The organism is Psychrobacillus sp. NPDC093180, from assembly GCF_044754065.1.
Lineage (GTDB): Bacteria > Bacillota > Bacilli > Bacillales_A > Planococcaceae > Psychrobacillus.
The window spans coordinates 41,627-64,124 of sequence record NZ_JBIVOJ010000003.1 but is presented as its reverse complement, the minus strand read 5'-3'; the positions used below and the strand labels follow the sequence as shown (position 1 = coordinate 64,124).

Sequence of the window (22,498 nt, the reverse complement as noted above, 5' to 3'; positions counted from 1 at the left end):
TCTTTCTGGCATGCTGAATTTACTTACGGATGGGGGAAATACTTTGACAACAAAGGTCTTACAACAATTTGATGATCAATTACTATTAAAGATTCTTAATACATTAAAAGATCCCATTTGGCTTATCGAAAAAAACGGGAATGTATTGTTGGTGAATGAAGCTGCTGAAGAAAATTTTTCAGTCGGTAAACTAATTGGCCAAAACGTTTTTAAGATGGAAAAAGAAGGTTTATTTTCACCTTCTATCGCAAGGCTTGTCATCGAACAAAAACAGTTTATAAGCACCACGCAAATTACTCACAATAATGTTCAATTGCTAGTTTCCGGGGACTATATTCTAGATGAAAATCAAGAGATACAATATGTCGTTACGCATGCAAGACAATTATCACAAACGATCAATCAATCGAATGAATTAGAAAAAGTGGAGTTTATTTTACAACTATATAAACAGCAAATTCGCGAACTAATCTTGCAAAAAAATGAACAGGATGAAGATTTCTATGTAGGAAAAAGTAAAGCTGCCCAATCTATTTCTGTTTGGTCTCAAAAAATTGCGGATGTCGATACAACAGTTCTTTTAAACGGAGAAACAGGAGTTGGGAAAACAGCCTATGCCTATCGAATCCACCAACTGAGCAGTCGAAATGATAAGCCATTTATTCATCTAGACTGTGCCGCAATCCCAGAATCACTCCTCGAATCTGAATTATTTGGCTATAAAAAAGGAGCATTTACAGGGGCCAATGCAAATGGAAAACTTGGGTTAATCGCAGCAGCTGATCAGGGAACTTTGTTTTTAGACGAAATTGGGGAATTTCCACTTCCACTCCAATCGAAGCTTCTACAATTTTTACAAAACAAAACTTATCGGATGATTGGGGATAACCAAGTCCAACAAGCAGATGTGCGAATTATTGCAGCCACCAATGTAAATTTAAAGGAACGCGTCGATAAAGGAACATTTCGAAAGGACTTATTTTATCGTTTAAATATCCTTCCGATGAAAATTCCCCCTCTACGTGAAAGAAGAGAAGATATTATTCCGCTTTTGAATTTTTATCTAAAAAAATTCAATCAAAAGTATGGACACCAACATACTTTGTCCAAAAATATAATGGATACCCTATATAATTACAGTTGGGAAGGAAATATTCGGGAGCTTGAAAATTTAATGGAGCGATTAGTGATTACATCAGCTGGACCACAAATTGATAACGATGATTTACCAAGCGACTTCCCTCTTCAGCAGTCTGGGCAAATGTTTCTTCAAAACGTAGAAGAAATGAGTTTACCACGCTATCTAGAACAGATTGAAAAAAGCATTCTCATTAAAACCTATAACGACACGAATAGCACATGGAAAACAGCCACAAAACTTGGTGTATCTCAATCCTATGTTATTCGTCGATTAAAAAAATACAATTTGAGAATAAGTGGGAAAGAATTGATTGATGAGTAGATTTGAGAAACTTATTGTGGATAAAGTGATAATATATCAGCCTAACTTCTCATTCCACATCTTAAATAGCCGTAGCTAGCTACTAATATGTCAATTTTCCCTGTTAATGATGAAAGGCTGCTCAATAGCAGCCTTTTCTTATCGGATAGATTGTTTAAAACACACTCATTCGAAAGAATAACTATATGCAATATTTCCCATACGTCCTTCTGTAGTAATTGCCTGGGATAATGAATTCAATATCGCTTCTTCCGTCACTTCAGCAGCTCCTTGAAACAGATCATTCATAATTGCATGATCATCTCTCAATTGAACACTGGTTACTGCGCGTTCCTCGTTAAAGTGTGTGACTTTATTTGCTGTGGAAAATGCAATTACTACATCCCCACTGCCATTACTAAAATGACTACCAGTTCTTCCAAGACCAATACCAGATCTTTTTGCGACTCTCTTTAGCTGTCTACTGCTAAGTGGTGCATCTGTTGCCAAAACAATCATAATAGAACCATCAGCTGGTTTCGGGAATGTCGGGACAGAGCTCGTTTCTTTCACTCTATAGTGATCACTTTGAAACTCTTCTTTTCTTCCAAAATTACTAAGCACTAAACAACCGATTGTATAGTCTCCAACAAGACGGGAGGAGGAACCAATACCACCTTTGTATCCAAAACAAATCATTCCCTTGCCAGCGCCTACTGCACCTTCAATAGCAACACCCGTTGAAGCTTTTTGTATAGATTCTATTGCATGCTTCGGCTCGATTGGTAATTTACGAATGGAATTCAACCTGCTATCATTACATTCTCCGACAACCAAGTTGATCGTTCCCGTTGTGTCTCCAATCTCTGGATTTCCCTCTAACATATATTCCAACGTCCCTTGTGTAACTGCTGGAACAGCAAATGTGTTTGTAAGCATAATAGGAGATTCAATAAGACCTAGTTCATCTACTTGCACAAGACCCGTCGTTTTGCCAAACCCATTCAATACATAACTTGCCCCAACTACTTTCTGTTGAAACAAATTACCACCGTGCGGCAAAATAGCAGTCACTCCTGTACAAGCGTATTCTCCTTCCCCCAGAGAATAGTCTAGTGTTACATGTCCCACTTTTACATCCGCTACATCAGTAATGCAATTTTTTTCACCGACAGGTAGACGTCCAATTACTACGCCTCTTTGCCTTATTTTCTTTGGTTCGTTTTGTTTCAAAGTAGTACCTCCAATTCGGCTGTTTCTTTCCATCTATTTGTATATGCTTTCTCGACAAAATCATTTTTATTGGCATATAAACGAATGACATCTTTAATTTCTTCGGCAAGATATTTTTCGTTTCGGTTGTTTGCGAGGCTTTCATATATAGAACCACGCTGTAAAAAATCGGAGCTAGCCACTGTATACCACATTTCATCCTCAAGCGGTATTTCGTTCACATAGATATTATGCACCTTCTTACCATCATGTACTATTTCCGCTCCAGCTATGTGCAATCTACCAGTAAATTTCCCTCTAAAACCCGGTCCCCGTCCATCCGCTAGGCAAAGTTGCGCATCCAAAGATTGTTCCAATGCTTCCTTTATATACTTTCCTTGAATTTCGAAAGAGGTTGGGTTTAATGGAGAAGGACAAATTTCAATTAGTTTTTTCCTTGTCATTTCATGAAAAATCCCTGCATTACAAATACCACTGTTAATAAGCCCGATATCACACTTAAGCATATCCTTTAAGCCCTCTGCTATTAAGTTCGTCATTGGATTTTCTTCCAGTACATCATGCCATAGAGCTTGAGGAAGCTTATAAAGTGGTTTACTCAATGCTTCTATTGCTTTTTCTTTATTTGTTTTCAAGAGGGATAAAATCTGTTCATCTCTTTCTACATCTAGTGAAGAAATAGTGGAGGAATTAACCAGCTTCACTTTCCCTTCCTTAATTTCCAGCTCAAGCATCCCTAAATGCTCGCCATAATTCCCCGCACTATTCATAATCGTATTATTTACCACTTTGGCTTCAGCAAAAAGTTTATGGTCATGCGCAGAAATAATAATATCGATTTCCGGTATTTCCATCGCAAGTGGCTCATCTGCAAATGTCCCCACATGGCTTAATAGGATACAAATATCATAGTTCCCTGCATTTCTTTCTATTTCTTCTATAATGGCTTCTTTATAATCGGTCATATATATTCCTAGCCCTTCATTAAAAACCCCCATATTAGGGGATGAACCAGTAATTAGAATACGAATACCGTTTTTCTCAAGTACGACACTCTTGTTTACACCATTAATCTCAGTCTTGTCTTTTTTGAATAAATTGTTACTGATGAACGGAAAAGAACTACTACTCGCCATATGTTCAAGCGTATCTACCCCATTGAACATTTCATTATTTCCAATAGTGAGCGCATCATAGCCTAAACTTTCTAGTAGCTCAATTGCTGCAATTCCTCTTGTACCCTGTAGCTCAATGCTTTTAAAATCGGCAAAATCGCCGCCTTCCAGCAAGATTGTATCATCATCTTTATGTTGTTTGATAAGTTTTGCAACCTTTGCAAAGCTATCGAAATTGCTATGCACATCATTTGTATGTAGAATTTTTAATCTCATGAGATCCCCCATATTTTAGTATTTATTCCATTCTACCATTTCTGATAATTCTATAAAGTGAAACTTCAATCAGTGGGGGGTTTTTCGACGCACAGGACGAGCTAGTGATGCCGTTGCGCTTTTAGTTCCCGTCATCCCCACTGATTGTTAGTTGTGTCCCACACGATGTGGGTCACACAGATGTTGCGTACTTAGTCTGGAATCATTTCATCGGGCGCATGCCAGCAGTTGATCTCCCACTTATCTTTTCGATTTTCTTTAATCTTGAAGTGGGATTCTTACTGCCCGTTAATGCGGGATAAAAATAGATATCATAAATAACTTTTTGGTTTTCCTTTGTGAAATAGGGAATAGTAGGAGTATTAAATATCAGGAGGTAAGTAACATGGAATTTTTAAAAGTAGACGGACGTCTCAATAAAAAACGATTAGCACTTAGTATTCTTGTCCCTGTTGTAGGTGGATCTGTTACAGGATGGTTAGCTAATAGAAATGCACAAAGTAAATATAAAAAACTTAAACAGCCTTCCTTTGCTCCTCCAGCCCCTATCTTTCCAATCGTATGGACATCCCTTTATACAATAATGGGTATAGCAAAATATCGAGCGGATGAAAAAGTTAAACACACAAAAGAAAATACACCTGCAATCCCCTTATATGAATTACAGTTGGGTCTCAACTTCTTATGGTCATTCTTATTTTTTCGTTGGGGTCTTCGAGGGACTGCATTGATCGAAATGACTGCTATGCTTGCCGTAATAGCTTTAACTGCATATGAGTTTCAAAAAGTAGACAACACTGCCGGAGCACTTATGGTGCCGTATATTGGATGGGTTGCTTTTGCACTCGGTCTTAATTACGCTATATGGAAACTAAACAAATAGAAATTCGGTTCTAGATTTTTTGGGGAGTTTGTTTATCAAACTCTTTTTTTATGCCGATCTTTTTAAGAAATATAATTTCATCTAGGTAACATGAGAAAATTATTTAAATCCCTTAACTCTCTATAAAAAAAATAGTATTATTTGTTTAATAACTGAAACAATTTCATCAAAGAAAGCAAAATTTTAGACGTACATAGGGGGAGAGTAACATTTATCTTCATCATATCGGGAAAAAAGTTAAAGAAGCGAGATTAAATCAATCTTTTACGCAACAAGAATTGGCTGAAAAATGTAATTTAACAAAGAGCCATATCTCAAAAATTGAAAATGGGCAAGCTGCTCCAGCAGTTGCGACACTTTCGAAAATTGCTCAGGAATTAAATGCACCATTGTCTTGGTTTTTAGAGGCAAATAATCAAAGCAAATTATCCATCGTAAAAAACAATGAAAAAAAGCTAAGACTTGGAAATAAAGAAATTGGCTACACATATGAAGCACTCGCAAATCGTAATCAGTTTAGCAAAATAGAGCCTGTAGTAGTTACTGTACTGCCCGAAGCAGATTTAGTAGAGCCATTTACACATATAGAAGATGAATTTATTTATATTCTATCTGGATCTATAAATTTATATTATGATGGTGAATTACATTTTTTAGAACAAGGAGATAGTGCATATTTCGAGGGGAATATCCCCCACATTTTTCTTTCAGCCGATAAAAATACCGAGGCAAAGGTTTTAACTTTATTCATTCAAGGAAACGCACTTTGATAACTACCATGCTGATTTTTATCGTCGAAAAGACAAATAAAATCAGCAAGAGTGTTCTAGTATCAATTCGCTATTTGTAGACTTCTCACCAAATCCCCTTCTTTTTTAATATCATTACTAGTGATTTTTTCAGAATAAATTATATATTAAGTATTTACATTCAATAATAATTATTGTACCTTTGTGTAGTAGTATTCAACTATGTTGAATACTACTACACAAAAAGAAGGGGTGTTCTTTATGTCTAATTCTAGAATTCCAGGTTTTTATCGTCTATCTACAAAAGAAAGATTTGAAATCGTTACAAAGGGGTGCGATTTAACAGAAAATGAAATAAACTTTTTATCTGGTGAATATCCGTTATCGATGGAATTAGCAGATTCGATGATTGAAAATGTCGTAGGGCAAATTGGTATACCAGTAGGAGTTGCCACTAATTTCAAGATAAATGGAAAAGATATTTTCATTCCTATGGCGACTGAAGAACCTTCCGTTGTCGCAGCAGCTAGTAATGCAGCAAAAGCAGCTTATGATCTTGGTGGTTTTTATACATCCATGAGTGGAACAATTATGCGTGGACAAATCCAAGTACTAAATATTTCGGATCCATATGCAGCAAGAGCAAAGATTTTTGAACATAAAGAAGAAATTTTAAACTATTGTAATGAAAAAGACCCTACATTAGTGTCTTTAGGTGGAGGAGCGAAAGACTTAGAAGTGCATATTATCCCTACCACTAATCAGATTATGCTAGTAATTCATCTTATAGTTGATACAAAAGACGCGATGGGAGCGAACGCAGTCAATACGATGGCAGAAGCAGTGACACCAACTATTGAAACAATTACTGGTGGAAAAGTAGTACTTCGTATCATTTCAAATCTTGCAGATCGTCGATTAGTTCGCGCAAGAGCTGTATTTTCAAGCGAAGCCCTAGGAGGAAAAGAAATAGTTGAAAACATTGTAAGCGCTTTCGAATTTGCAGACTTCGATCCTTACCGTGCTGCCACTCATAACAAGGGAATTATGAATGGGATTTCCGCTGTAGTATTAGCAACTGGAAATGACACACGTGCTGTAGAGGCTGGGGCTCATGCATATGCTTCTATATCTGGCCACTATAAATCTTTAACTACATGGGAGATTAATGCTGATGGTAACTTATCAGGAACTATTGAACTTCCTATGGCAGTTGGTATTGTCGGTGGTGCCACAAAAACACACCCAGTTGCACAAGCCGCTCTTAAAATTATGAAAGTCAGTTCCGCTGAAGAACTTGCAGGTTGCATAGCTGCTGCAGGTTTGGCACAAAATGCTGCTGCTTTACGCGCCCTATCTGCAGAAGGTATCCAAAGAGGTCATATGTCACTACATGCAAGAAACTTGGCAGTAATGGCTGGGGCAAATAAGTCAGATATAGACAGAATCGTGGCACAAGCTGTAAAAGAAAAAGATCTTAGATATGACCGCATTTTAGAGATAACTCAATCAATTCAAAGAGGTGAATAAGATGTCACAAAATCATGAAACATCCAAAACTGATTTGAACCATAATAAAAAAGAGAATAGAACATACTTAGAAATACTAGGAGATACTATATTACCAAACCATTTACTACTAGCAATCCTTTTAAGTGTTAGTGTAAGTTTGGGAGGCTATAATATTGGTTTACGCCTATTCCCCTCCTTTGCCAGTGATAATATGGTAGCCTCCTATTCGTTACTTCTAGGCATATTAGGAAGTGTGCTATCCCTAGTTATCAGTTCCATTATTTTCAAACCAAAAAGAGTATTAATTGAAGAGGAAACATCATCTGAAAGTATGAAACAGGTTTTTGAAGATTTACAATTGGACCCTGTGGAAGAATTAAAACTAATCGAGAACGATCCTATCACTAAGAAAGAATTAGAGGAGTTAGGAGTATTAAATAGTTTTAGAGCACTTGGAGGTGAGCATAAAAAATGAGTTTACTTGTCACTGCAATTTTATTTGCTTTAATTGGAGCAATCGTTTTCTCTTTAATAGGGCTTATTTCCGGTACAGATGAGACAGCAATTATGGTGCCACTCACTTTATTAGTAATCCTATTAGGTGCTCCTCCAGCAGCTGTATTTTCATTTTTTATGGCTGCCGTTCTTGCAAAACACTTAACACATGCCGTTCCAACTGCGTTAATGGGTATTCCGGGAGATACAACAGCGGTTCCACTTATAGATCATGCAACTACACTCCGAAGAATGGGGATGCCCCATATTGCACTTCGAAAGATGATATCCGGAGGAATTATCGGTGCTTTTATCGCTTTGCCAACAGCAGTATTATTAGGACAGTTCCTGGGGCAATTCGCTGACTTTTTCAAATCCTCTACCGGAATAATTTTTACACTTGCCGCTATATTAATAGCTTTCTTCTCTAAAGGTAAATGGGTAAGTGTTTTAATGATCATACCTTTTGCATTCTTTATAAAAAGTTTAGACTTAATGAGCTTTAGTATATTGGATAAACATTTATCCATCAGCTTCTTTCTAGGAATCGCAATTGGTCCTATATTTTGTGACTTATTATTTGCCACTTCTTCAAATGCCAGAAAAACAATTGAACGGGATAAGCCTAAAGAATATCATTTAGCCCCTGAAACAAAGTCATGGAAAGGATACTTTCCAAATCCATTAAAAATACTAACTGGTAGACAGCAGATTTTCACTTCTATCACTACTTTTATTTCATCTCTGACTTTTGTTTTCAGTCCTGTTGGCATGACATCTCTTATGGGTGAAATCGTAGGTTCTCGAACGAAAGGAACGTATAAGAAGTCTACTACTAGTTTAGCAGTAATGAATGGTGTAACAGAATCTACTTATATTGCAGAAGTAATTATTCCACTAATTGCATTTGGGATTCCATTGAGTCCTGTAGCATTAGGACCAGGTTCTCCATTATTTAACGCACCACCGGTTTTCTCTGTAGACCCTATTAATAATCTACATACGTATCTCACGTCATGGGATTTTTTCCTTTACGGTATTATCGGGTTAGTTATCGCTTCACTAATTGCTTATCCGTTTTCTATGAACTATGCAAGAAAAGCTTCCGTTCTAGTGATGAAATTAGTGAGTCAAGAAGCTATTGTAGCAATGTTCATAGGACTTGCTTGTCTACTTGCCTTCCATGAAGCACAGCTTGTAGGAATTGTATTGACATTCACAGTGGCTGCCGTTGGAGGTCTATTAAATCGAATTCTTGGTATAGGTGCAGGCGTTCAATTTATGATTTTCTACGCTTCTACTTGGATTATGATGACATTATTCGGTATGTAGCTGAAAGGAGTTTTACAAAATGGCGACACACAGTTTCCCTAAGAAAGTGCATATTAGAGAAGTAGGGCCTAGAGATGGATTACAAAATGAAAGCAAATTTATCCAAACAGAAGACAAAATAGAATGGATAAATCTACTTTCAGCGTCTGGCCTGAACTATATAGAAGTAACTTCTTTTGTAAATCCTGCATGGATTCCAGCATTGTCAGATGCAGAGCTTGTAGCTAAGCAAATAAAGAAATTTGATGAAGTGACTTATGCAGCTCTTGTTCCCAATATAAAAGGACTATCCCGTGCTTTAGAAAGTCAAATTGATGAAGTGTCTGTTTTCATCTCGGCAAGTGAAACGCACAACAAGAAAAACATTAACAAAACAATCCGAGAAACCGAAGTAGTCTTATCAGAAGTGGTACGTGAAAGCATTGCAAATAACAAAACAGTAAGAGGTTATATATCAACTGTATTCGGTTGTCCTTATGAAGGAAATGTAGAATTGGAAGAGATAATTCGGTTGTCTGATTCCCTCTTTGAAATGGGCATTGAGGAGTTATCTTTGGGTGATACTATTGGAGTTGCTAATCCCTCACAAGTGAACTTAGTATTAGAAGAGTTACTTAAACGCTATCCAGCCGATAAAATTGCTATGCATTTTCATAATACTCGAGGAACCGCAATGGCAAATGTATTGGCATCTTTAGAGATGGGTATTACGAAATTCGACAGTTCCTTAGGAGGACTCGGCGGTTGCCCTTATGCTCCCGGTGCGTCAGGTAATTTGGCGACGGATGATTTAAACTATATGTTAACTAGCATGGGAATACAAACCAATATAAACTCAGAAAAGCTTCATTCCGCCGCATTATTTATACAGGATAAGATGAAAAAACCTCTAGAGAGCCATTCACTAAAATATAGTTCGACCATTTAAAGACAAATTTATATAAATACAGTACAAATGCTCAGCCGTTTTTTTCAAGGCTGAGCATTTTATTTCTAGAAGGAACAGGCATCTCTTGCTACCCCATTAAAAGGGATTTTCTGATGTACCAGATCCACTTCTTTTTTGTATAATCTAGTCTTAACACATTCAAGAAAAATTGTTAAGACTAGCCCATCAATACTCTAAGGTACTAATTATCCATTCAATTTCCCTATTTGAATTCTGTTATAATTAAGATAAGAATTTAGCTATTATAATGGAGGTTTAGAAATGGAAAATAACAAAATATCACTGATGGATGCTTATATGATTGAAACCTTACGCAGTAATGGATTATCTAATGAAGAAATGGTTGCCCTATTGGAGAAAAAGAATATTAGCGATTTGAAGCAAATAAATACAAAGTTTGATTTTAATAATCTAATAAACTTATACGAGCAAGATAAGGACACCTTTAAATCCGTCCTTCAAGATGGATACACGGTAAAGTTTTTAACAATGAACGGGCTCAAAAATCTTTTACAAATGAAGTTCGATAAAGATGCTGAAAAAGATTATGAAATATCCGATACAGGAATTCAGCGTTTAGAAATAGAAACACACAAACTTCCTGCCCTGCAACAACTCCTATCTATTAACTGGATTATTGAAGAGCAAAATGACACTGATATCGACTCTTCTAAGAAAATAGTTAATATACAAATCGTTTAAGAAAAAAGTAAAAGTGACTCTATCTTCCCTCGAGATGGTAAATGGGAATAAAAAATAATTTGGGATGTCGCACATATTAGGGAAACTGCGAAGTAGTGAGTTTGAAGAAAGCGGCCACTGGTATTTAGAACGGCGGCGCTTCGCTTTCCGCAGGCGAGCGCCGAGCCGCTTCGTCACGAGCGACTGCAGGGCCTCGTCTGTCTCGCTTTCCCGCAAGAGTCTTGCACGGCCGCACCAAATCCTTCCAATTGTGTAGCTGCAGAATAAGTATTCCAAAAAATGGCTAAGGGCAATCAAAAAATTTCGAAAGCAACCAACTCTAGTCTAAGAGCAACCAAATGAATGGTAAGAGCAACTAGTTGCAGTCTTACAGCAACCAAATGACCCCTGAGAGCAACCAATTTTTCATAACCCAAGTTTACTTGGACTGAGACATCGATATGAATGACTATTATTTGGGATTACTTTACAAAAAGCTTCCACTTGCTTGGCTTTGTTGAGTTCGCACCGTTTTTTGTCTTGTTCAGAGGCTAGTTTGTCGCGTTCGTAGCTTATTAAGTCGCGTTAAACCATTTATTGGAATTTAATACTTTATCCTACTTCCTAAATCACAAAAAAACTCTATTTGAAAAGGTGATCCCCTTCAAATAGAGTTTTTTTGTATCTGTTCCGCATGCTCAATTGGGAAAAAACATGCTACAGTATGTGCCGTTCCATCCTCTTTCGTTTCTAATAATGGAACATTCTTTTTACAGTAATCTTGTGCCCTTGGGCATCTTGTATGAAATACGCAACCAGAAGGCGGATTAGCTGGAGAAGGTAAATCTCCTTTTAAAACAATTCGCTCACGTTCTTTTTCTTTCACTGGATCAGGCAATGGGATTGCTGATAATAATGCATTCGTGTACGGATGTTGTGCATTTTGATAGAACGACTCATTATTGGACAACTCCATCACTTTCCCTAAATACATAACCCCAACTCGATCTGCCATATGTTTTATAACAGATAAATCATGTGCGATAAATATATAGGTTAATCCTAATTCTTTTTGTAGATCTTCCAGCAAGTTTATCACTTGAGCTTGGACAGATACATCAAGTGCACTAACTGGCTCGTCACATACTATCAATTTGGGTTCGAGCGCAATTGCGCGTGCAATTCCTATTCGCTGTCTTTGACCACCTGAAAATTCGTGTGGTAGTCGATGATAATACTCTGGTTTTAATCCAACAAGTTCCATTAGTTCTTGTACACGCTGTTTCACATTTTTTGTAGTCTTATATGCTTTTAAAGGAGCGGCAATTATGTCCCCTACTTGCATTCTTGGGTTTAAACTCGAGAAAGGATCTTGGAATACCATTTGTATATTACGTCGAAGTTCATGCATTTGCTTTGCATTGTAATTTAAAATACTTTCTCCTTCGTAAAAAATATCTCCTGAGGTAGGTTTTAATAATCCTAAAATAGTTTTTGCTAATGTACTTTTTCCACACCCTGATTCCCCAACAATGCCCAGCGTTTCTCCTTTATTGACCGATAAACTAACTCCGTTAACTGCCTTTACATAACCAGTTGTTTTTTGGAGCACTCCCTCTTTTATCGGGAAATGCATTTCCAAATCTTGAATCCGAAGCAATTCTTGTAACATTATAGAGGAACTCCTTTCGTTTCAAAATTCTCTAGTTGTAGCTTACCTTCTTCAAACGTTTTTTCAGATAAAATACAAGCAGCATAATGCCCTGCTCCTCTTTCTGTTAAGCTCGGATCTATCTTTAAACAGTCTGCAGTAGCAAATGGACATCTCGGATTAAAGTTACATCCTTCAGGAGGTGACACTAGATTTGGAGGCTGACCTTGAATAGGTATTAAGCGTTCGCGTGAACTCGTATCAATCCTTGGCATTGAACGCAGTAATGACCATGTATAAGGCATTGCCGTATGATAAAAAATATCCGCTGTTTTTCCTTCTTCTACAATTCTTCCAGAATACATAACTACTATTTTGTCTGCTAATTGGGCTACTACCCCTAGGTCATGGGTAATTATGATAATAGCAGTACCGTATTTTTTTTGAATGTCTTTCATTAAATCTAAAATTTGAGCTTGGATTGTCACATCCAACGCTGTTGTTGGTTCGTCCGCAATTAGAATCTTCGGTTTTCCTGCTAAAGCAATCGCGATCATTACACGCTGTCTCATACCGCCGGAAAGCTGATGTGGATAGTCATTCATGCGACGTTCTGGATCTGAAATTCCTACATCCTTTAATAACTCAATCGCTTTCTTTTTCGCTTCAGCACGATTAATATTCTGATGTGTTCGAATAGCTTCCATTAGCTGAGTGCCTATTTTAAAAATAGGATTTAAACTAGACATTGGGTCTTGAAAGATCATCGCAATGTCATTCCCTCTTAGGTTACGCAACTCTTTCTCTTTTAAATGGAGTAAATTCTTTCCTTCCAACAAAATTTCACCTTGTGGATAAAATGTAGGAGGAGAAGGATTTAGTTGCATTAAAGATAGAGCTAAAACACTTTTTCCACTACCTGATTCACCAACAATCCCTATCGTTTCTCCAGCTTTTAAAGAGAACGATACATCATCGACTGCTTTTACAATACCTGCTGGTGTATCTATATAAGCTTTTAAATTTTTCACCTCAAGCATACTTTCTCCACTCCTCAAGTACGTAAAGTATGATTACGCATATTTCTGCCGGCTAACTTTCTTTCTTTTTTTCAATTGTTTTTTCGCATGTGGATCAAACGCATCTCTTATTCCATCCCCAAGCATATTCAACGCTAAAACGGTAAGGACAATTCCAAGCCCAGGGAATATAGAAAACCAAGGTGCCATCGAAATGTAAATCTGTGCTTCTTGAAGCATATTGCCCCAAGTCGGCGTGGTCGGATTTACTCCGATACCTAAGAAACTAAGCGCTGCTTCAGCGAGTATTGCCCTTGCAAAGGTAAAGGTCCCCTGCACTATAATTGGAGACAATATATTTGGCAGTATATAAGTTGTCAAAATAACAAAATCACTTGCTCCTGTAGTTTTAGCAGCTTCAATATATTGCACATTTTTTACTTGAAGTACTGCTGCTCGAACGATTCTTGTCATAATAGGCCAAAATGCAAATCCTAGTGCAATAATAATATTCGCAACAGATCCTCCAAGAGCAGCAACTAATGCCAATGCAAGTATTAACGCTGGAAAGGCTAACATGCCATCCACTATTCGCATTATGATTGAATCCGCTTTTTTATAGTAACCTGCTATTAAACCTGTGACCGTTCCTAAAAATGTCGCTACTACTGCCACGACCGCTCCGACGATCAAAGAAACTCTTGCAGCATATATAGTTCGGATAAATATATCCCTACCAAAGTGATCGGTACCAAACCAATGTTCACTCGAAGGGCTGAGTAAACGCAGAGTCGGATCGATAAAAGAAGGAGATGTCTGACTCCATAATGATGCAGTAATCGTTGCAATCGTTATTAGAAGAAGTATGCCAATTGACAATAAATTTCTTTTTCGCTTCAGCATTTAATAATCCCCCTTTCCAATTTTTCAGACATTAATCATACCGAATTCTCGGATCCAAAAATGTATATAGTAGATCAACCAACAAGTTAACTATTACATATACAACCGCGATAAATAAGATAACGCCTTGAATGATCGGATAATCTCTTCTATAAATAGAATCGACTAATAACTGGCCCATTCCTGGTATCGTAAACATCGTTTCAATGATAACTGTACCTCCAAGTAAGCCTGCGACCATTGCGCCAATTACCGTCGTCGTCGGAATGAGTGCATTGGAAAAAACATGCTTCATCAACACGATGCTTTCTTTCACGCCTTTTGCACGAGCAGTTCTAATATAATCCTGGTTTACCGATTCAAGCATGCCGTCTCTAAGCATCCTTGCAACTAAACCAATTTCAACAGCAGCCAGTACAAATGAAGGTAATATCAAATGATACAACCACTGAAAAATTCCGTCTGCCATCGGGATATAACCTGCTACAGGGAACAACGGAATAGAAACCGCAAACCCAAGTACTAATAGCATCGCAAACCAAAACTCTGGAATAGAAACCCCTAGAAGAGAGATAGATATAAATAATGGATCTATTAATGTATTTCGTTTCCAAACAGCGGCTATAGCGATTGGAATCGAGATTACTAAGATCATAATTATAGATACAATCGTAATACTAAAAGTTGGACCAAGACGTCCTAAAATAATATCTAACACAGGTTCAGACGAATAAACAGATTGACCAAAGTCACCTGTCACAATATCCTTAACCCAGTTAACATATTGCATAACTACTGGTTGATCCAATCCTAATTGCTCTTCCAGTTGCTTAATACTTTCTTCTGAAGCATCTTCCCCTAAAATAAGATGGGCTGGATTTCCTGGTGTCAAATGAATAATCATAAACACAATAATACTCACGATGAACATTACTGGTATTAATGAAAACAATCTTCTAATCGTGTATTGTAGCAATTCCCTCTCACCTCACAAGCAACTTTTTTATAAAAGCAATAAAGGAAAGCTTGTCAGAAATAGTACCCAACAAGCTTATCCTTTCAACTAAACTATTCAGCTTTCCAAGTATTCCAGAATCGTTGACCTAACCAGTTTTCATAGTTTTTAATTTTATTTGTTTTAATGTCTAGTGTAGTTAGATTCGCAATTTTAATAAATGGAAGCTCATCGTTGACCGTTTGGTTCATTTCAGTAAGGATTTCTTTTTGTTGTTCTCCTGTCTCAGCTTCTCCCCACTGAGCAATTAAGTCAGACCAACGTGGACTTTCATACCAACCACTACTTTGTATATTTGGTACAAGCATTCCTAATTCGTTTGGAGAGAAACGAGTAGACCATCCGATAACTACTAAATCCCAGTTTGCAGGATCGCCCCATTTTTCAAGATACGTTGCCCATTCATAAGAAATAAGCTCTACTTTGAAACCAACCTCTTCTAGTTGCTGTTTAGCAACTTGTGCGATTTTATTGTATTCTTCCGAGTTGCTAGAATACACTACTTTTAATGTTTCACCATTGTAGCTCGATTCCTCTAACAGTTTTTTCGCAAGCTCTTTGTCATATGCCAAGTAGTCATCCGAACCTTTATCTGAATATAGTTCTACTTGTTCAGGAACGAAAAGCGCGCCATCTAATTGATAAAACTCTTCAGAGCCATATGTTGCTTCTGCAATAACTTTTTTATCTAAAGCATGATTTAAAGCTTGGCGTACTTTAATATCGTTAAAAGGAGCTTCTGATTTATCTGGTGTAATGGTCGAATAGCCATTCATATAAGTTACAGGATCAACATTCGGTGTACTTGCAACTACCTCATTTAAATCTGTAGGAATGGATTGGCCATAATCATACAAACCAGTTTTCAATCCATTTAGTATTACTTGCGGATCTTTTACAATCATAAATTTAATTTCATTGAAATAAGCGGTTTTCTTGCCTGTTAGTCCGCCCCAGTCTTCCTCTTCACGTGCTGAGTAATCAGCAAATTTTTTCACAACGATTTCTTGACCTCTATCCCACTTCTCAAATGCGTATGGACCAGTTCCTATTAAATGCTCTGGTTTCAAGGGTTGCTCACCAGCCGCTTCCGCAACTTTAGCTGGAATAATCATAAGTGCAGATTTTGGTGCAGCAAAATCTGCTAGTAAAGAGTTATATGGTTCTAAAAGCTTTACTTGGACTTCATTTTCTGAAGTGGCAGTAACCGACTCGATGTGAGTAAACGTTGTTTTACCAACTGACGATATTTTCCCCCAACGGTCAATAGAAGCAACTACATCTTCTGCAGTAAGTACTGACCCATCGTGGAATTTAACACCTTCACGTACTTTTATCGTATAAAGCGTTCTGTCTTCATTCACCTCATAGCTCTCTGCTAACATTGGTTGGATAGCAAAATCGTTATCCAATGCAAATAGCATCTCGAAAATATGCCATGCTACGTCTCTTGTTGGTGATGCTCCAGTATAACTCCAATCGAGTGTATCCGGATCTGATGCATACGCAACTTTTAGCGTTTCACTTACTACTGGTTCTCCTGCATCCTCTTCTTCATTACCCGTTTTACTTGTATTAGCCTCATTATTAGAGCATGCCGCTAATCCTATTATTAATAGTATTCCTACAATTGCCATCATCCATTTATTTCTCTTAATAGATTGCATGATTATCCTCCTTGCAATATGTTTTATCGTTGGTAGCTTTATTTACTCTGAATTTTTATTCAGATAATTTAATCCCTACAAAACCGATAAGAATATAATGCACTAAACCGATAGAATATTCAATACATAAATAAATAATCATAATATTCTGTTTTCCTTGACTGTATTTTCATATCCACATACATAAAAACGTTTAGCTGGTGTGATTTACTCACACCCTCTAAACGTTTTTATGATTATTTTTTACTGATTGTGTCCATCTACATATTTTCCGTAATCAGGCATAGCGATTTTTTCAAAATCTGTTACCAATAGTCGTAGGTTACTCGTTAACAAATCACCTGACATCGGTAATCCATGACCAGTAACCGCGTTTTTTGGATTTAATTCTGCTAATTTTTCCACCGACTCTCTAGCTGCTACCCAATCGGTAGTAAGGTATCTCGGTGGACCACTAATTTCCTGCTCCTGTGTTAGCACTTTATATAAGTATTCTTGTTTCACCGTGACAAACGCATCACCAGCTATTAATAGTCCATCTTTTTCTCTATAAAAAGAGACATGTCCTGGGGAATGACCAGGGGTATGAATCCATCTAAAATCAGGCATATATGGTACGGTTCCATCCGAAGGCAACTCTTTTATGTTATTGCCTAAATTTATTGGATCAATAGGAAACATAGGGGACATTTTAGCTACCATACCACCTTCTACAGTAGGGTCTGGCTTAGGATAACTTTCTTTTCCCGTTAAGAAAGGCAACTCTAATGAATGTGCATAAACTGGAACTTCCCACTTGTTCACTAACTCAATGATGCCACCTACATGATCAAAATGTCCGTGAGTTAAAATGATAGCACTTGGTTTACTACCTGTTCCAAAACGTTTCTCAACTGCAGAAATAATATCATTTGCAGAGTGTGGCATACCTGCATCTACCAGCACAAACTCATTAGAATCAGGCTTTCCGACTAAACAAATATTGACGATTTGTACTGTATGACAATAGATATCCGGCAGAACTTCTATCCCTATTCCGCTTGCAATCGATGTTGCTGGAATAAATTTATAATCATCCCCATATGAAATATTAGAATCCATAAGTACCCTCTTTTCATTTTTATCATTGTTAGCTTTTCCCTTCTAAGTGAATCTATACCCTAATGCCTTTTTTCAAAACAATTTGACTTTTCTTCTTTCCTTTGGTAATTTTAAATACAATATCTGAGAAAAAGAGAGTAACAATTTCCGATTAAGTAGCGAGCTAGGGATGGTGAAAGCCTAGTTAAGAAGAGTTGTGAACCGCACTTTGGAGATGCTTTTTAGAAAAGCCGGAGACTCACCGTTATAGAGAAAGTGGCCAAAATAGGCAAATTGAGTGGTACCGCGGAAGTTAAGCTTTCGTCTCATTATTATGATGAGATGAAGGCTTTTTTTAGTTTAGGAGGAATTCAATTGAAAAAAGAAATAGTAAGCATTCTTCAGCGTTTTACAACAGAAACAATTGATGACAGTATGATTGAAATCCCTGTATATGCTCATTTAGGGGACTATGCATTGCCTTGTTTTCCTTTTGCTAAAAAGCTTAGACAATCTCCTATCCTGATTGCGCAGGAGCTTGCAGCGAATATTCAGGATGAAAGCATCGAAAAAATCGAAGCAGTAAATGGGTATGTAAATATATTCATGAAAAGAGCGACATTTGGTCATTCGATATTAACCAACATTCTCAATCAAGGAAAACAATATGGAACTTCCCATATAGGTGCTGGAGGAATTGTCTCAATTGATATGTCCTCCCCTAATATTGCAAAACCATTTTCTATGGGGCATTTAAGATCTACGGTTATTGGAAATTCCATTGCGTTATTACATGAAAAAAGTGGCTATCAACCTGTTAAAATCAATCATCTTGGCGATTGGGGTACCCAATTTGGGAAGCTTTTAGTAGCTTATCGATTATGGGGAAGTGAAAAGAAAGTACAAGAAGCTCCGATCAAAACGCTATTGGCTCTTTATGTTCGCTTTCATGAAAAAGCTAAAATAGATGACTCCTTAAATGACAAAGGAAGAGCAGCATTTAAATCGTTAGAAGATGGTGATACAGAAGCATTAGCACTTTGGGATTGGTTTCGTACCGAATCATTGAAAGAATTTCAAAAAATATATGACTTACTTGGCGTATCCTTTGATTCTTTCCAAGGGGAAGCTTATTACAATGATAAAATGGAACCTATTGTTGAAGAGCTACACGAAAAGAATCTGTTAGTGGAATCAGATGGTGCACTAGTAGTAGATGTTGGAGAACATTTACCCCCATGCCTTATCAAGAAATCCGATGGCGCTACTTTATATGCGACAAGGGATATTACTGCTGCTATTCACCGGAAGCATACTTATAACTTCTTCAAGTCATTGTACGTAGTAGGAAATGAACAAAGCTTACACTTCGCACAACTAAAAATTGTATTAAACAAAATGGGCTATCCATGGTCAGATGCTATTCAACATATCCCTTTTGGTCTAATCCTAAAGGACGGAAAAAAATTATCGACGCGCAAAGGAAAAATTATTCTATTAGAAGAAGTGTTGAGTGAAGCCATTCTCTTGGCTGAAAAAACAATCGAAGAAAAAAAACCTTCATTAATCAATAAAAAAGAAGTGGCAAAAGCAGTAGGCGTCGGTGCCGTCATTTTCAGTGATTTAAAACAACACCGAAAGCATGATATCGAATTTGATTTAAAGAAAATGCTACAAACAGAAGGTGAAACTGGACCTTATGTTCAATACACCTATGCAAGAGCGTGTTCCATTTTAAGAAAAGCATCTGCTCCAAACACTTTTGAAATAACGGATGTAAATGATTACGAGTGGGAAGTCATTAAGTCCCTCCAGCAGTTCCCATCGGTTATTTTACGAGCTACAGATGAATACGATCCATCCTTACTGGCAAAGTATGCAGTGCATTTGGCACAATCCTTTAATTCTTTTTATGGTAATGTGCAAATCATGACCGATACCAAGCATTTATCGTATCGCATCGGGCTCGTTCAATCTGTTGTAATTGTATTAGAAGAATCATTAAGACTACTTGGTATAAAAGCCCCTGCGGAAATGTAATATACCCAAAAACTACTGTCGAAAGTCCAATTCCCCTATTCTTTTTTGAATAAGTTAATCAATAGGGGAGGTGAAATTAATTGGATAATAATCAGCCATGTAGTAAATGTGGTAAAGTTCATACTAATAGAGGCAGAAGAGGTCCAATGGGTCCAGAAGGTCCTCGAGGAATCCAAGGACCTTCTGGTGAACGAGGTGAAAGAGGGCCACGTGGATTTATGGGATTGGAAGGTCCTATAGGGAAAACAGGTGTTCAAGGACCACCAGGTGGAATTGCTGAATTTGCTTACATTTATAACATTGGTGAACAACGTATTCATCAGGAAGAGGATATTTCCTTCGATTCAAATGGCCTTTTAACACAAGGGATTTCACATAATGCTGGAGAGTCTAAAATTAAAATTAAGTATGGTGGTATATACGAAATTATCTACCACGTTACTGGCAAACAATCGAATCAGTTAACGTTATTTGCTAACGGAATCGAAGCAACCAATACGACCTTTGGTACAGAGGACGGAAATGCCCCCAATATAGGTATCCAAATCCTCCAATTAGAGGATAACACGGAGCTAACCCTTAGAAATCATACATCTACTCCTAGCCATCTCGACTTACCGGGAAACGCGGGAGGCACCCAAAATAACGTCAACGCAGCATTGACGATTAAAAAGCTTTCTACTAAGTAATATTATAGAATAATTCAAACAAAAAACATCTTGCCCTTTCTTTCATTCGGCAAGATGTTTTCAATAGAAATCATCATTATTTATTTTTATAAAAGTTGTCAGGAATTGCTCCAAAGTTTCTTTTATGATAAAGTAACGGTTTTTTATCTTCATTATGAATATGGATAACTTCCCCAATAAAAATGATGTGGTCTCCGGCATCAATTTGCTGCGCAGTTTTGCATTCCAATTGGGCAAGTGATCCAGACAACACAGGCAAGTGTCTAGCCGATTCCTCCCACTCGCATTGACTAAAACGATTTTCTACCTTTGAAGCAAATAAACTACAAATATCCGCTTGATCGTCAGCCAAAATATTTACCGTAAATTTTTCCGCTTCTATAAATACAGGATAGGAGCCCGACTTTTTATCAATGGACCATAATATAAGTAAAGGATCTAGAGAAACAGAAGCGAATGAATTGACCGTTAACCCTACTGGATTATTTGCCTGATCAAAAGTGGTCACTACTGTTACGCCAGTCGGATAATTTCCTAAAGCTTTTTTGAATTCATCTTGTGCAGATCCTACATTTACATTTACACTTACCATTAAATACACTCCCATTCTTGTTTACTTTATAATCACAACACGATGTTCCACCGGTTCTATTAGTTTTTCTTTCGGGGATGAAATAGGATTGCCAAATGGTAGCTCGGCAATAAGTTCCCATTTTTCTTGTATCCCCCAAGATTCTTTCACTTCTTTTGATAGTGTTGGATAGATGTGTTGCAAGCTCGCTCCAAATCCTTCTTGTTCAAGTGCCGTCCAAACTAGATACTGTAGCATGCCAGATGCTTGGTGAGACCAAACAGGAAAGTGATCCCCTACACTTGCAAACTTCTTTTGGAATGATTCGACAACGGAATAATCCTCAAAGAACAGCACTGTACCATAGCCGCTAGCAAAACCTTCGAATCGACTTTGTGTAGAAGCAATCTTTTCCTCAGCAAGCCCTTCCTTTACTGATTCAAATGCTAGTTTCCAAAACTTTATATGCTGATCACCCAATAGCACAACAACCCTTCCTGTTTGGGAATTGAATGCAGTAGGTGTGTGCTTTACTACTAAACTTATAATATCTTGGATTCTTTCATCTGAAATTATTTTTTCATCATTAATACCATATATTGAGCGTCTACTTTGAACAGCAGAATAAAAACTTTTGGTCATTTGGAATACGCCCCTTTCTTTCCTCATAATTCTAGTCGGAAGCATTTCACATGCACATCCGCGTTTTGAAATTCTTTGGTTTCGTCTCGCTTAAATCCAAGATGTTCATACAATCGAATCGCTTGAGTCATGTTCTCACCTGAATGTAAATATAAAAAGCTAGCCCCTTTTTCCTTCGCATAGCTGGCACTTCCCTTTAACAAAGCCTTCGCAATTCCTTTCCCTCTTGCTTTTGGACTAACCGCAAGCAACCTTACAATTGGATCTACTATGCCCAGCTCCGGCCTTTGATAAGCTGCTTCTGAGTTTGTGAATAATTGTAATGTCCCTAAGAACTCCTCTTCATTTTTTGCGACCAATACTCGATCTATAGAAGGATTATCTAGTGAACGTTTAATACTTTCCAAATACGCGTGCCAAACAGCTGTACTAAAATCACTTTCATATTGTCCATAACTTTCTACTAGCAATTCCACTACTGCCTCTTTGTCGGCTTCCTTCAATGTATCAATCGTAATTACACTTGCCATACAATTCCTCCTAAAATGAGACTCT

At 37.3% G+C, this 22,498-nt stretch carries 21 protein-coding genes and 1 other annotated feature; of the genes, 10 read left to right on the top strand and 11 right to left on the bottom strand.

Translation table 11 applies throughout. The features are described 5' to 3' along the window. Window positions 1-43: 43 nt before the first annotated feature. Window positions 44-1,462 (top strand): sigma-54 interaction domain-containing protein, encoded by a 1,419-nt coding sequence (locus tag ACIP9W_RS05785; protein WP_400787023.1) that lies wholly within the window; start codon window positions 44-46, stop codon window positions 1,460-1,462. 165 nt (window positions 1,463-1,627) lie between these two features. Here ACIP9W_RS05785 and ACIP9W_RS05780 read toward each other — a convergent pair whose 3' ends face one another. Together ACIP9W_RS05780 and ACIP9W_RS05775 are read right to left on the bottom strand one after the other, a co-directional pair. Further along, window positions 1,628-2,707 carry a DmpA family aminopeptidase gene (locus ACIP9W_RS05780; protein ID WP_400787021.1) on the bottom strand — a complete coding sequence of 360 codons (1,080 nt, stop codon included), beginning with the start codon at window positions 2,705-2,707 and terminating at the stop codon, window positions 1,628-1,630. Then, the gene (locus ACIP9W_RS05775; protein WP_400787019.1) at window positions 2,671-4,065 is read right to left on the bottom strand and encodes a bifunctional metallophosphatase/5'-nucleotidase; all 1,395 of its coding nucleotides are present in this window, start codon (window positions 4,063-4,065) and stop codon (window positions 2,671-2,673) included. Before ACIP9W_RS05775 ends, ACIP9W_RS05780 begins: the two co-directional genes overlap by 37 nt. Window positions 4,066-4,450: 385 nt before the next feature. Here ACIP9W_RS05775 and ACIP9W_RS05770 point away from each other — a divergent pair, with 385 nt between their 5' ends. The 7 genes from ACIP9W_RS05770 to ACIP9W_RS05740 all read left to right on the top strand — a co-directional run bounded on the left by ACIP9W_RS05770 (window position 4,451) and on the right by ACIP9W_RS05740 (window position 10,687). Next, window positions 4,451-4,948 (top strand): TspO/MBR family protein, encoded by a 498-nt coding sequence (locus ACIP9W_RS05770; protein ID WP_400787016.1) that lies wholly within the window; start codon window positions 4,451-4,453, stop codon window positions 4,946-4,948. A gap of 209 nt (window positions 4,949-5,157) precedes the next feature. Continuing rightward, window positions 5,158-5,718 carry a helix-turn-helix domain-containing protein gene (locus tag ACIP9W_RS05765; protein ID WP_400787627.1) on the top strand — a complete coding sequence of 187 codons (561 nt, stop codon included), beginning with the start codon at window positions 5,158-5,160 and terminating at the stop codon, window positions 5,716-5,718. Between the two features lie 240 nt (window positions 5,719-5,958). Continuing rightward, complete coding sequence (locus ACIP9W_RS05760) at window positions 5,959-7,227, top strand: hydroxymethylglutaryl-CoA reductase, degradative (protein WP_400787013.1); 1,269 nt, start codon at window positions 5,959-5,961, stop codon at window positions 7,225-7,227. A 1-nt stretch (window position 7,228) separates the two neighbouring features. Then, complete coding sequence (locus ACIP9W_RS05755) at window positions 7,229-7,684, top strand: hypothetical protein (RefSeq protein ID WP_282245702.1); 456 nt, start codon at window positions 7,229-7,231, stop codon at window positions 7,682-7,684. Further along, window positions 7,681-9,036 (top strand): tripartite tricarboxylate transporter permease, encoded by a 1,356-nt coding sequence (locus ACIP9W_RS05750; RefSeq protein WP_400787010.1) that lies wholly within the window; start codon window positions 7,681-7,683, stop codon window positions 9,034-9,036. The genes ACIP9W_RS05755 and ACIP9W_RS05750 overlap by 4 nt, the downstream gene beginning before the upstream one ends. 19 nt (window positions 9,037-9,055) lie before the next feature. Then, window positions 9,056-9,964 carry a hydroxymethylglutaryl-CoA lyase gene (locus tag ACIP9W_RS05745; RefSeq protein ID WP_282245706.1) on the top strand — a complete coding sequence of 303 codons (909 nt, stop codon included), beginning with the start codon at window positions 9,056-9,058 and terminating at the stop codon, window positions 9,962-9,964. 282 nt (window positions 9,965-10,246) lie between these two features. Beyond that, window positions 10,247-10,687 carry a hypothetical protein gene (locus tag ACIP9W_RS05740; RefSeq protein WP_400787007.1) on the top strand — a complete coding sequence of 147 codons (441 nt, stop codon included), beginning with the start codon at window positions 10,247-10,249 and terminating at the stop codon, window positions 10,685-10,687. Window positions 10,688-11,330: 643 nt separating this feature from the next. Here the strand turns inward: ACIP9W_RS05740 and ACIP9W_RS05735 are convergent. The 6 genes from ACIP9W_RS05735 to ACIP9W_RS05710 all read right to left on the bottom strand — a co-directional run bounded on the left by ACIP9W_RS05735 (window position 11,331) and on the right by ACIP9W_RS05710 (window position 18,022). After that, window positions 11,331-12,338: an ABC transporter ATP-binding protein gene (locus ACIP9W_RS05735; RefSeq protein ID WP_400787005.1), complete on the bottom strand. Its 1,008-nt coding sequence runs from the start codon at window positions 12,336-12,338 to the stop codon at window positions 11,331-11,333. Beyond that, on the bottom strand, window positions 12,338-13,357 hold the full coding sequence (locus ACIP9W_RS05730; RefSeq protein WP_400787003.1) for an ABC transporter ATP-binding protein: 1,020 nt from the start codon (window positions 13,355-13,357) through the stop codon (window positions 12,338-12,340). The genes ACIP9W_RS05735 and ACIP9W_RS05730 overlap by 1 nt, the downstream gene beginning before the upstream one ends. A gap of 33 nt (window positions 13,358-13,390) precedes the next feature. Beyond that, window positions 13,391-14,239, bottom strand: coding sequence for an ABC transporter permease (locus tag ACIP9W_RS05725; RefSeq protein WP_400787000.1), 849 nt, complete (start codon window positions 14,237-14,239; stop codon window positions 13,391-13,393). 31 nt (window positions 14,240-14,270) lie between these two features. Next, the gene (locus tag ACIP9W_RS05720; protein WP_400786997.1) at window positions 14,271-15,215 is read right to left on the bottom strand and encodes an ABC transporter permease; all 945 of its coding nucleotides are present in this window, start codon (window positions 15,213-15,215) and stop codon (window positions 14,271-14,273) included. A 92-nt stretch (window positions 15,216-15,307) separates the two neighbouring features. Then, a complete protein-coding gene (locus ACIP9W_RS05715; RefSeq protein WP_400786995.1) occupies window positions 15,308-16,921 on the bottom strand; it encodes an ABC transporter substrate-binding protein in 1,614 nt (537 codons plus the stop codon). 243 nt (window positions 16,922-17,164) lie between these two features. Further along, window positions 17,165-18,022 carry an MBL fold metallo-hydrolase gene (locus ACIP9W_RS05710; protein ID WP_400786993.1) on the bottom strand — a complete coding sequence of 286 codons (858 nt, stop codon included), beginning with the start codon at window positions 18,020-18,022 and terminating at the stop codon, window positions 17,165-17,167. A 116-nt stretch (window positions 18,023-18,138) separates the two neighbouring features. After that, window positions 18,139-18,333 (top strand) — a binding site (T-box leader). A 10-nt stretch (window positions 18,334-18,343) separates the two neighbouring features. On the opposite strand from ACIP9W_RS05710, the gene argS reads away from it, so the two are divergent. Both argS and ACIP9W_RS05700 read left to right on the top strand, forming a co-directional pair. Continuing rightward, on the top strand, window positions 18,344-20,041 hold the full coding sequence (gene argS, locus ACIP9W_RS05705; protein ID WP_400787625.1) for an arginine--tRNA ligase: 1,698 nt from the start codon (window positions 18,344-18,346) through the stop codon (window positions 20,039-20,041). Between the two features lie 80 nt (window positions 20,042-20,121). Beyond that, window positions 20,122-20,730 (top strand): collagen-like triple helix repeat-containing protein, encoded by a 609-nt coding sequence (locus ACIP9W_RS05700; protein ID WP_400786990.1) that lies wholly within the window; start codon window positions 20,122-20,124, stop codon window positions 20,728-20,730. 76 nt (window positions 20,731-20,806) lie between these two features. On the opposite strand, the gene ACIP9W_RS05695 is transcribed toward ACIP9W_RS05700, so the two are convergent. From ACIP9W_RS05695 to ACIP9W_RS05685, 3 genes are read right to left on the bottom strand one after another with little or no spacing between them, the layout of a single operon-like run. Further along, window positions 20,807-21,322, bottom strand: a complete 516-nt coding sequence (locus tag ACIP9W_RS05695; protein ID WP_400786987.1) for a flavin reductase family protein — start codon at window positions 21,320-21,322, stop codon at window positions 20,807-20,809. A 21-nt stretch (window positions 21,323-21,343) separates the two neighbouring features. Further along, complete coding sequence (locus tag ACIP9W_RS05690; RefSeq protein WP_400786984.1) at window positions 21,344-21,943, bottom strand: nitroreductase family protein; 600 nt, start codon at window positions 21,941-21,943, stop codon at window positions 21,344-21,346. Window positions 21,944-21,966: 23 nt separating this feature from the next. Beyond that, the gene (locus tag ACIP9W_RS05685) at window positions 21,967-22,473 is read right to left on the bottom strand and encodes a GNAT family N-acetyltransferase (RefSeq protein ID WP_400786982.1); all 507 of its coding nucleotides are present in this window, start codon (window positions 22,471-22,473) and stop codon (window positions 21,967-21,969) included. Window positions 22,474-22,498: the final 25 nt, after the last annotated feature.